Annotated in this window: 9 protein-coding genes; 4 read left to right on the top strand and 5 right to left on the bottom strand. The window is 47.7% G+C overall.

Annotated elements, in window-relative coordinates; translation table 11 throughout:
• The first annotated feature begins 103 nt into the window (after nt 1–103).
• Nucleotides 104–463 (top strand): TIGR04086 family membrane protein, encoded by a 360-nt coding sequence (locus CLOSYM_RS04990; protein ID WP_003501419.1) that lies wholly within the window; start codon nt 104–106, stop codon nt 461–463.
• Nucleotides 464–565: 102 nt separating this feature from the next.
• Here CLOSYM_RS04990 and CLOSYM_RS04995 read toward each other — a convergent pair whose 3' ends face one another.
• On the bottom strand, nt 566–1888 hold the full coding sequence (locus tag CLOSYM_RS04995) for an HlyC/CorC family transporter (protein ID WP_021641213.1): 1323 nt from the start codon (nt 1886–1888) through the stop codon (nt 566–568).
• Nucleotides 1889–2008: 120 nt separating this feature from the next.
• Here CLOSYM_RS04995 and CLOSYM_RS05000 point away from each other — a divergent pair, with 120 nt between their 5' ends.
• The gene (locus CLOSYM_RS05000) at nt 2009–2842 is read left to right on the top strand and encodes a BadF/BadG/BcrA/BcrD ATPase family protein (RefSeq protein WP_003506702.1); all 834 of its coding nucleotides are present in this window, start codon (nt 2009–2011) and stop codon (nt 2840–2842) included.
• 3 nt (nt 2843–2845) lie between these two features.
• Here the strand turns inward: CLOSYM_RS05000 and lspA are convergent, their stop codons facing one another.
• A complete protein-coding gene (gene lspA / locus CLOSYM_RS05005) occupies nt 2846–3367 on the bottom strand; it encodes a signal peptidase II (RefSeq protein WP_021641215.1) in 522 nt (173 codons plus the stop codon).
• A gap of 154 nt (nt 3368–3521) precedes the next feature.
• Between lspA and CLOSYM_RS05010 the strand changes: the two genes are divergently transcribed.
• Complete coding sequence (locus CLOSYM_RS05010) at nt 3522–5216, top strand: S8 family peptidase (RefSeq protein ID WP_021641216.1); 1695 nt, start codon at nt 3522–3524, stop codon at nt 5214–5216.
• Between the two features lie 12 nt (nt 5217–5228).
• Here the strand turns inward: CLOSYM_RS05010 and clpX are convergent, their stop codons facing one another.
• Together clpX and CLOSYM_RS05020 are read right to left on the bottom strand one after the other, a co-directional pair.
• The gene (clpX, locus tag CLOSYM_RS05015) at nt 5229–6650 is read right to left on the bottom strand and encodes an ATP-dependent Clp protease ATP-binding subunit ClpX (RefSeq protein ID WP_242828645.1); all 1422 of its coding nucleotides are present in this window, start codon (nt 6648–6650) and stop codon (nt 5229–5231) included.
• Between the two features lie 85 nt (nt 6651–6735).
• Entirely contained in the window at nt 6736–8148 is a 1413-nt protein-coding gene (locus CLOSYM_RS05020; RefSeq protein ID WP_021641218.1) for a transglutaminase-like domain-containing protein, read from the bottom strand.
• A 354-nt stretch (nt 8149–8502) separates the two neighbouring features.
• On the opposite strand from CLOSYM_RS05020, the gene CLOSYM_RS05025 reads away from it, so the two are divergent.
• Nucleotides 8503–8916 (top strand): EamA family transporter, encoded by a 414-nt coding sequence (locus CLOSYM_RS05025; protein WP_003506694.1) that lies wholly within the window; start codon nt 8503–8505, stop codon nt 8914–8916.
• 180 nt (nt 8917–9096) lie between these two features.
• Here the strand turns inward: CLOSYM_RS05025 and CLOSYM_RS05030 are convergent, their stop codons facing one another.
• Nucleotides 9097–10617: a S1C family serine protease gene (locus CLOSYM_RS05030; RefSeq protein ID WP_021641220.1), complete on the bottom strand. Its 1521-nt coding sequence runs from the start codon at nt 10615–10617 to the stop codon at nt 9097–9099.
• Nucleotides 10618–10779 lie beyond the last annotated feature (162 nt).

The following is a 10779-nucleotide window of genomic DNA, read 5'->3' on the forward strand; positions in this document are numbered from 1 at the left end:
CGCGTCCTCCACACCTCAGTTAAATCTCCATTTACGGCTGTCCGCATATCCTGGCCCTCTCATGAATATACATGAAGCAGAAGAAAATTTACAAGGAGTCATTATGGGAAAGTCCAGTCTGCGGATAATAATCCGCACCATTTTTATCACCTACATACTCACCGCCATCTTTCTGCTGCTTCTGGCATTCGGCCTTTATCAGCTTCATTTGAGTGAAAGTCAGGTAAATCTGGGGATCAATGTTATCTACATTGTCACCTGTTTTATCGGCGGGGTTCTGGCTGGTAAAGCAGCAAAAGTAAAGCGGTTTTTGTGGGGATTTTTCTCCGGTACGGCTTACTTTCTGGTACTCCTGGCCGTTTCTTTTTTAATCCACAAGAGTATCGGAAGCAATATGAATGAACTGGCCCTCATCTTTGCCATGTGCGCAGGAAGCGGCACGATAGGCGGAATGATAAGCTGATCGTATTTTCATATTCCTGCGGTCAGTCGCAAAGATATGCAAACAGCCAGACTTCAATAAGTCTGGCTGTAACATGTTCAAACGATGCAGTCTTTTTTTATTCTACTGTTTTTCCGCCTCTTCCTCCCGCCTCGCCGTAACCGCCTCGATGGGATTGAGAATATAAAGATGTATCTTATCAATCCTGTTTTTCTCTACGCTGTCGACGCAGAGACGCACATTATCAATCACCACGTCCTCGCCTTCCTCAGGCAGGTGATCGAGAAGTCCGATTACCAGACCGCCGATGGAATCATAATCCTCCGACTGAAGATTCAGTTCCAGATAGTCATTCAAATCTGTCAGCTTCATGGAGCCTTCCACCACATATTCCCTGGGGCCAATCTGGATAAGCGCCTCTTCCTCATCTTCATCGTACTCATCACGGATTTCCCCGACAATCTCCTCCAGCATGTCCTCCAGCGTGATAAGTCCCGCCGTCGCTCCGTATTCGTCCAGGACAATGACAATATTTATCATGGCTTTACGCATCTCAATCATCAGTTCCGAAACTTTTTTGAACTCATACGTGTAGAGCGGCTGGCGCAGGTAATTCTTCACTGAAAAATCCTCGCTGTTTTCCGCCAGGAAGATATCCTTAATATTGATAATGCCGATCACATTGTCCGTCGTCTCTTCAAATACCGGAAATCTCGTGTACTTCTCTTCCCGGAATATGTCAACCAAATCCTGATAGCTTGTATTCACATCCACAAAGCTCATATCAATACGGGGAACCATGACGTCCTTTGCCACGGCATCACCGAAATCAAACACATTGTTGATCATCTTCTTCTCTTCCGACTCAATCACACCTTCTTCATGGCTGACCTGGACAATGGTCCTCAGTTCATCCTCCGTGATAGACTCCCCTCTCTTATTCGGATCAACCCGGAACAATTTGAGGACAAAAAAAGATAGATGGTTTACGATGTAAATCACCGGTGTCAAAACTATCATTATAATATATATAATTTTTGCAAAGCGAAGAGCGATGCTCTCTGCTGATATTGTGGAAACCGTCTTCGGCGTAATCTCGCCGAATACAAGGATAAGCAATGTCAGCACACCCGTCGCAAAACCCACGGCCTCGTTGCCCCACAACCTTGTAGCCAGCATTGTGGAAAGGGATGATGCGTAAAGGTTTACTATGTTATTGCCAATAAGAATCGCACTCAGCATCTTGCCCGGATTGCTGATCACTTTCATGACAAACTCGGCCCTGCCATCACCGGCATCGGCCAGAGTCCTCATACGGATCTTGTTTACCGTGGTAAGGGCTGTCTCTGACGATGAGAAAAATGCAGATAATGCAAGCAAAACAACTAAAATAAGCAACTGTATGGCGTCACTTGAATCCAAAAAAATCAACTCCTGTTTTATCATATTTTAAAGCTGATTCTACAATATTTCCCACTGCCTGTCAACAAATAATAGGAAAGCTTGCTAAAAATCCCGCCTCTGTTTATAATAAAGCTATTATTAGAGAACACGGAAGGAAAAATTATGAAAGCTACAATCGGTATTGATATCGGCGGTTCCACGACAAAAATAGCAGGATTTACTGAAGAAAAAAAGCTCCTCGGCACACTGCAGGTCAAAGCATCGGATCAGATAACCAGCCTGTACGGCGCTCTCGGCCGTTTTCTGCGTGAACACGGGCTGTCTCTGGCCGATATTTCTAAAATCGTCCTCACCGGTGTGGGCGCCTCCTTTATCGAGGAAGATATCTATGCAATCCCAACCGTCAAAGCAGTGGAACTGGATGCCATCGCACGCGGCGGACTGGCTCTGGCCGGTCTGGATGAAGCATTGGTTGTAAGCATCGGTACCGGCACCGCTTTTGTGCGGGCGGACAAAAACAGTATCCGTCATATAGGGGGAAGCGGGGTCGGCGGCGGAACCCTGTCCGGACTGGCCTCCCATTTTCTTCATGAAACCGACATTTTCGTCCTGTCCTCCATGGCTGAGAAAGGTGATCTCAGAAAGGTGGATCTGATGATGAGTGATATCTTCTGCGGCGATATTGCTTCACTGCCCCCGGAACTGACCGCCGCCAACTTTGGAAAAGTTAAAAATGACGCCAGCGACTGTGATGTCGCCGCCGCCCTCTTTAACCTCGTGTACCAGACCGTAGGCGTCCTGGCTATTTTTGCCCTGACTAACGATACGGCCAGGGACATTGTCCTGACCGGCTCCCTCGCCTGCCTGCCTCCGGCGGTCAAGGTATTCGGTGTGTTTGAGCAAATGAAAGATCTCTACGGCGTACACTTCATCATACCGCCGAATGCCGCATTCGCCACGGCAATCGGCGCCGTTATGATGAATTTTGATGATTAGGTATTACTGCTCCACAGTTCCATCCGCTTTATCTGCCCTGTGTTCCGACTTTCTTCCGGGCCTGCTCTCCGGGCCGGAGAAAAGTTCGGAAACAGCCAGCAGAAAAGTACCAAGAAAGATACAAAGATCGCCGATATTGAATACCACCTTTTTAAGCCAGCCGAACTGAAAGCTGAAATAATCCACGACGTAACCGCGTTTCACCCTGTCAAAAAGATTGCTCAGCGCACCTGCCGTCACCAGGGAAAATCCCAGTTTGTCGATCAGACGGCTTTTTCTAGTAAGCAGCCAGAAAAAAACACCCGTCACAGCAGACGTAAAAACCAGAGGAACCGTTTTCACCAGTTCCTGGTTGTTTTTTAAGAGGCCAAAGCAGAAACCGTCATTATGATTTCTGTAAAGCCTTATCTTACCGGAGGTTCCTTCCATATCCCTGGGGAAATCTTCCTTATCGCCGGCCTCTATTTTCCCCTTTAAAAGTATGTCAAGGCCGAACAGGCCTGCCATTAATCCGAGAAACTGCATAATCTTCCTCCCATCCTGCTCATAAATAAATTAGACTTCTTCTTCCTATCGTATCATTTTTTTGCATTCCCGTAAAGTTTCCCAAGACAGCTTTCCTTATAATATTTTCTCCCGCCCGGCATATATTAATAAAAACAATTTAAGGAAATTGCGCATGGCGTGTACTGAAAATTCCGCTTCTGAATCAATTGCCGATTTTATTTACCGATATTATGTATTCTCACCTGAATCAATTCTGCAGGACATAGATTTTTGTTATGATTTTGTCAATCCGCAATTTATTGTTGTTTACCAGCCGCTCTCTGAAGTGGAGCCGATTTCTATAGGAAAAGACGGATATGATACAATTCCCAGCCTCTATACTTTGCTGGATTCTGCCAATATGGACAGCGCCGGCATTTTAAGAACTTTCGACCAGCCCCAATTGGGCTATAAAGGCAGCGGCACCCTGATTGGCATTGTAGATACCGGTATTGATTACCAGAATCCTGTTTTTAAAAATATGGATGGTTCCACTAGAATTGTCGGAATATGGGATCAGACTATTGAGGGCCAGGGAATTGAGACGGGAGATATCGTACAGGATATCCGTTATGGAACCTCCTATACGGAGGAACAGATTAATGAGGCCTTAAATAGCGTGGAGCCGCTTTCCATCGTCCCCTCTGTCGATACGATTGGTCACGGCACTTTTATGGCAATGGTTGCCGCTGGGAATGAAGTGCCGGCCTCCAATTTCACGGGTGCCGCCCCCGAATCGAAATTGGCGGTTGTAAAACTGAAACCGGCCAAAAAATATCTCAGGGATTTTTATATGGTTTCTGAAGATGCGCATGCTTACCAGGAAAATGATATCATGCTGGGCATTAAATATCTTCTACTGATGGCCCGGAAATACTCTCTGCCCCTTACCATCCTGCTGGGTATCGGTACGAATACCGGAAGCCACAGCGGCTCTTCGCCTCTGCCGAGTTATCTCAATCATTTCAGCAACAGCTTCGGCCTGATAACCGTAGTGGCCGGGGGCAACGAAACCGGATTTGGCCACCATTATCTTGGCCACATTGCCGCAGAGGAGGAGTATGAGGAAGTTGAGCTGCGGGTAGGAAGCAATGAAACCGGATTCACGGTGGAGCTGTGGGCCAGGGAGTCCGAACTCTATTCCGTCGCCTTTACCTCGCCCACGGGGGAGCTGATCCCCCGGGTCCCCAATACCTCTCCGGAGGAGCACCGCCTCACCTTCCTTTTGGAAGATACCGTTATCTACTTAAGCTACAGCGGTGCAGAAAGCGCGACGGGCAGCCAGCTTATCATGATGCGCTTCAAGAATCCCACTCCCGGCATCTGGAAAATCAGAGTGCATAATGAATTGTTTATACAGGGAGAATATAATATCTGGCTCCCCACGGCCGGTCTTATATCCGAGAATACATTTTTCCTGCGTCCCGATCCGAATACGATTATAACGGAACCCGGAAACACAGCCGGAGCCATCACGGTTGCCGCTTATAACCACCGCAATAACAGTATTTACATCCATTCAAGCAGGGGCTACACAAGACTCGGCACAATCAAACCGGATCTGGCTGCCCCCGGGGTCAACGTCGTGGCTCCCGATAACCGTGCGGAAACCGGAACCTCCATTGCAGCCGCCCATGTGGCCGGAGCGGCAGCCAACCTGCTATCCTGGGCATTGCGTAATGAAACTGTCCTGACACTCAATACATCCTCCGCAAAATCAATATTGATCCGCGGTGCCAGAAGAAATTCAAACATTACCTATCCCAACCGGGAATGGGGATATGGAATGCTGGATCTCTATAACTCATTCTTACGTATACGGCAGTAACTGCGCGTTTTCCTATCCCCTCATTTCAATCATAGGGCCGCCGCTTTTTTCCAGATAGGCTCTTGTTATGACAACAGAGCCTATATTGGAATCCTTCGGTATCTCATACATGATGTCAAGCATGAACTCCTCTATGATCGCCCTGAGCGCACGCGCTCCCGTTTCTTTCTTGATGGCTTCCTCCGCAATCCACTCCAATGCTTCGTCTTCAAATACAAGCTTAACCTCATCCAGTTCCAAAAGCTTCACATACTGCTTCAAAATCGCATTCTTGGGTTCCCTCAGCACCTTAACCATCAGCTCTTTTGTGAGCGCCTGGAGCGTAACAACAATCGGAAGGCGGCCCAGGAATTCAGGAATCATGCCGAATGTACGGAGATCCTCCGTAGTCACCTTGGTCAAAATATCCGGATCTGACTCATATTTGTCGCGCAACTCTCCCATAAAGCCCATTGTAGTTGATTTTGTCAGTCTTTCTCTAATAATATCCTCCAAATCAGGAAATGCACCGCCGCAGATAAACAGAATATGATTGGTATCTACCGTGGTCATCGGAGTGAGGGCATTCTTCTGGTTGGAACCTACGGGCACCTCCACCTGACTGCCCTCCAAAAGCTTTAACAGCTCCTGCTGTACGGATTCGCCGCTGACATCACGGTTCGTTATATTCTTCTTTTTAGCTATCTTATCAATTTCATCGATAAAGATGATTCCATGCTCCGCTTTCTCCACGTCATTATCGGCCGCTGACAGCAATTTTGACACAACGCTCTCGATGTCGTCCCCTATGTAGCCGGCCTCCGTAAGGGAAGTGGCGTCTGCGATGGCCAGAGGCACGTCCAAAAGCCGCGCCAGTGTTTTGACAAGATATGTTTTGCCGCTTCCGGTCGGTCCAATCATCAGGATATTGGACTTTTCAATCTGTACCTTCTCCTCCTGATTTTCATCCTGCCCGCCGTTCTGTAAAAGAACACGCTTATAGTGGTTGTAGACTGCAACAGAGATGACTTTTTTCGCTTTCTCCTGTCCGATTACATACTCGTCAAGACGGGATTTTATCACGTGCGGCGCAGGGATGTCCCTGATACTGAATTCCTGCTGTTTCTTTTCTTCCTCTTTCTCTTTCTTCTTTTTTACCTTATTTTTCTTCGGAATCTCAAGATTCATATTCTCCAGATTCGGAAAATCACTGAGATTCATATTCATATACGGCATATTCTGAAGCTTGCTGAAATCCAGGCCGCTCTGTGTGACTGAATCAAATGCCTTCTGCATACAATCGTGGCAGAAATTCATGCCTCCCGGCATTGTAATCATTGTACCGGCCTTGCTCTCCGGACGACGGCAGACATAACAAATTTTTTCATAATCATCATCTCCGTCTGATTTCGGTGCAGCGCCGTCCGGTTTCTGTTTGCCGCCTTCTGATGTCACAGTTGTCTCTTCATCAATTTTATTATCTTTATCTCTGTCTTCCAAAGTCTATTTCCTCCTGTCTGTAAACGGATTTTGATTTCCTTTAATCAATTTCCCTTATCTCTATTATCTCATGCGCCGTGTCCAGCTCGTCACGTATCAGCGCCCTGTCTGCGTACTCCGCTTCCCCGGTCTGATTATCATACGGATCGCTGCCGGGCCGCTTCATCGGCGGTGTAAACTCCCATCCGAATTCCGAGTTCATCGGAATCCGGAACGGATCCAGGTTGCCAAAGTAAAATTCTCTTCTCTCTTTTACTCCGTCCCTGTATGCACCGCCCCCGAATGAACAGTCGGCATACAGCCATCCATAAGGTTCGATATAAAACTGTGCCCAGTCATGACAGCCGATATCGCGCGGATTTGCATAAAGTCCTGCCTGCCATCTGGCCGGAACGCCCGCGATCCGGCACATGGTTATGAAAAGCAGCGCCTGGATGCCGCAGTCCCCCTTCTGACCCGCCGCCGCATATTCCGGAATATCCGTTATCGTGAAATAAGAACGGACAAAGGAATACGTCACATGGGATGTAATGTACTCATAAATGCGTTTTGCCCTGCAAAGCGGGTTTTTCTCACTTCCCGCCACTTCTTCCGTCAGGCTTTTGAGAAACGGTGTGAACCTGATCTGGGGAAGCTGTTCCCCAAGCCAGTTCCCAAGCCTGCGGCCGTCAGGTAATACCTTCCCTGCATCCGCCGCGCCTGTTACCCTGTTCTCATCTAATTCAATATAAGGCGTATGATTCTCAAATTCATATTCAATTGAAAATACACTGTTTTCCGTCAGCTCAGTCTCAAAACATATCGTCCTCTGCGGCCACAGAGGCGGCGCTGTCCTGAGAGGCTCCATCGATGTGTGAAGAAGCCTGAAATTCCTGACCTGTGCATATTCCAGAGGAATCGGCAGATAAACACGTACTGTTTTTCCCGGTTCAAATGCCTCTTCCCGAATCTTCAACGTACTCCTGATACGGAAATAATAGGCAAGGCCGCCTTTTTCCTTCATTCTCTTTATGGTCTGATCACGCAGACGGCCCTCCAGCTCTCCCTCCGCCAGAGCCGATTTATCGAAAATACGCGCTCTGATATCTTTCCTGGTCTTTACAAGACTGTCGACAAAATCATCCTTAATCCTTCTCTCACCCTCAATATACAGCCAGTCTATTGCATTTTCATCAATCAGGTTCTCAAGTTCTTCCTCTGAAAAACCTTCTATCCGCTCCGTTGCAAAGGCAAGGGCCGCCTGATGGCTGAAGGGATACTGAAGCGGAAGCCGCCTGATAATATCACGCTCCAATACAAGCCTTTCCTTCATTATCCCGGGGATGTCTTTTCCGAGGCGGTTCTCTATAATCTTCAGCGCCCTGGTAAAATCACCGTGCCACTTCAGTTTTTCAATATCTTCCGGCAGCGGGACAGTCAGTGCCGCCAGGTTTTTCGCTCTGTTTTCTTCCATCTTATTTACTCCTTAGATGACGGCAGTATCTGCCGTTATTCACTTTGTTCTGCTTTCCAGTATACAATACTTATACAGAAAAGTCATTGGAAAGTTTTGTTGAGGAAGGGAGGAAGCTGCTGTTCACACGGTTGTGCCTGCGAGATGTTTTCGTGCGCATTTTGCAGGAAAATCCCGAGTTTTACGGCGCGCCGCTTTTTGGCGGGGTGTGAACAGTAACGTGAGGCCTTCCCGGTATAAAAGACTTATCAGCAGGATATTTTCTCACCATTAAAAATGTGATAGAATAATCATATTGGAATCAGGCTGGATTTGGCTGAACGATAATCTGAATATCTGAAAGGAAAGAGCATTATGTGGTTTCTATTTGCATTAGGTTCATCCGTATTTGCGGCGTTGACTTCTATCCTTGCTAAAATTGGTATCGATGGGGTGAATTCTACTCTGGCAACGGCAATTCGTACAATCGTTGTCCTACTCATGTCATGGGGAATGGTTTTTCTGACCAATACCCAGGGCGGAATGATAGAAATCAGCCGGAAAAGCTGGATATTTTTAATTTTGTCGGGTGTTGCAACCGGCGCCTCATGGCTTTGTTATTATAAAGCGCTGCAGATGGGCGAGGCTTCCAGGGTTATCCCTGTCGATAAGCTCAGCATTATTATCACAATGGTGATGGCTGCCGTAATTTTGCATGAACCGTTTACGGTTCGTTCCGCTCTTGGCTGTGTCCTGATTGGGACCGGCACTCTGCTTATGGTTCTGTAAAAATTTCGGCAATGATAATCTTCACGCTCGCCACAGGTTACCGCCTTCAACGATAACCAGCACGCTCCGCGAACAGGTGACCGTCATCAATAAAAGGCACAGTACCGGCCGGCAGCGGTTAACTCCGTACTGCCGGCCATGACACTGTGCCTCCGACGTTTATTCGCCGCGGTGCGGCATTTAGTTTTCCTGTACCTCCTGTTTCTGGCTGTCTTTTTTATAACCGAGTGTGATAGGTATCTGTCTCTCCACATAGGAGCCGTTTTCCAGGCTCTGCACCGTCAGTGTGACCGACGTGCCTCCCTTATAATATGTCAGCATCTTTTGAAGTTCATCACCTGTCCTGACTGTTTCTCCATCGAATTTAGTAATGATATCACGTTCGCGTAAATCGGAATTTGCCGCTGCTCCGCCCTCTACAATCTTATAAACATAGATTCCTTCCGGCATGCCGTAAGCCTTCGCCATTCTGCTGTCGATATTCTGCAGCTGGATTCCGAGGTAACCCTGTTCCTCTTCATCCACGGCAATCTTCGTGGTCTTCGTCATCAGGTCGTCAATGATATCTTTGGCAAAGGAAATCGGAATCGCATATCCGATACCCTCCACATCCGTATCGGCGTATTTGGCCGCATTGATGCCGATCACCTCGCCCTGCATGTTCAGAAGCGCTCCGCCGCTGTTACCTGGGTTAATAGCCGCATCAACCTGGAGAAGAGTCCTGTCAACACCGTCGATTGTAACCTCCTTATTTAACGCGCTTACATAACCTACCGTAACGGACTGGCCCTGACCAAGCGCATTACCGATTGCAACCACGCCCTGACCAAGCTTCAACGTGTCTGAATCGCCGAGTACTGCCGGCTGAATCTTACCTTTTGTCTCCTCCGGAATATCCGAAAGCTTTACAGCAATTACCGCCAGGTCCGAATCTGAATCCGTGCCCTTGACCGCTGCCTTTACCGTTGTATTGTCGATAAATGTGACTGACAGCTCCTCCGAATCTGCAACCACATGGTTGTTGGTCACGATAAGCAGTTCTGAATCATTCTGCCCTGCTATAATACCGGAGCCGCTGCTCGGAACTTCATAGGACTGTTTCCCGAAAAACCAGTCTTCCTGTGTATAAACCATTTTATTATTGATTGCAACTACGGAAGGCATTGCTTTGTCAACAATTGCCGAAACGTCATTCCCGGTTGAAACAGGTACTGCCGCTGCCGTAGTCGGCTGCTCCGTAACCGCCTGTGAAGAAAGCGCAGGCGCTTCACTGCTCTGGACCGTCTCCGGAACCAGTTTGTCCGCCAGAATATTAACACCGGCCATCGTTCCTCCGGCTACACAGCCAAAAATAATTCCCGCCGCCGCGATTCCCGCTGCCCTTTTAGCCATGTAACCGCCCTTTTTCCCGTTTCGCCCCGGCTCCTGCGGAATATAGCTTCTGTCCGGTTTCCTGTCCTGATATGTTCCCTCACTCCGCTCCCTGCCTTCGGCATTGCCGGTATATCTGGGATCATGATAGCCGCTGTATCTGCTGTCCGTCTGCCGTGAGGATGTGCTGTCCGAATAAGATCCTTCCGTATAGTCCAGGTCGCTGTCCGTATTCTGGTCCTGCCTGGAGCCGCCGCCCTGATATTTATTGTAGTCATTCTCATTATACATAGTTATTGCTCCTTTCTTTTTCTCTATTTTTTCATTCATAATTTATATCATTTATATCTTTACATGGCATAGTCTATCAGTAATTTGTGATGGAACTGTGAAGAAATTATCACCAAACTATGTTTTTTTAAATTTTCAGTATCAGTTCAGTCAGAGCGCTGTTGATGAGAGATTTAACTGAGGTTGGGAGGACGCGTCCGG

The organism is [Clostridium] symbiosum ATCC 14940, assembly GCF_000466485.1.
Lineage (GTDB): Bacteria > Bacillota > Clostridia > Lachnospirales > Lachnospiraceae > Otoolea > Otoolea symbiosa.

Coding starts and splice junctions, on each gene's coding strand:
- CLOSYM_RS04995 (WP_021641213.1), bottom strand. CDS start 1,888: ATGATAAAACAGGAGTTGATTTTTTTGGATTCAAGTGACGCCATACAG.
- CLOSYM_RS05010 (WP_021641216.1), top strand. CDS start 3,522: ATGGCGTGTACTGAAAATTCCGCTTCTGAATCAATTGCCGATTTTATT.
- CLOSYM_RS05025 (WP_003506694.1), top strand. CDS start 8,503: ATGTGGTTTCTATTTGCATTAGGTTCATCCGTATTTGCGGCGTTGACT.
- CLOSYM_RS05000 (WP_003506702.1), top strand. CDS start 2,009: ATGAAAGCTACAATCGGTATTGATATCGGCGGTTCCACGACAAAAATA.
- CLOSYM_RS05030 (WP_021641220.1), bottom strand. CDS start 10,617: ATGAATGAAAAAATAGAGAAAAAGAAAGGAGCAATAACTATGTATAAT.
- CLOSYM_RS05020 (WP_021641218.1), bottom strand. CDS start 8,148: ATGGAAGAAAACAGAGCGAAAAACCTGGCGGCACTGACTGTCCCGCTG.
- CLOSYM_RS04990 (WP_003501419.1), top strand. CDS start 104: ATGGGAAAGTCCAGTCTGCGGATAATAATCCGCACCATTTTTATCACC.
- lspA (WP_021641215.1), bottom strand. CDS start 3,367: ATGCAGTTTCTCGGATTAATGGCAGGCCTGTTCGGCCTTGACATACTT.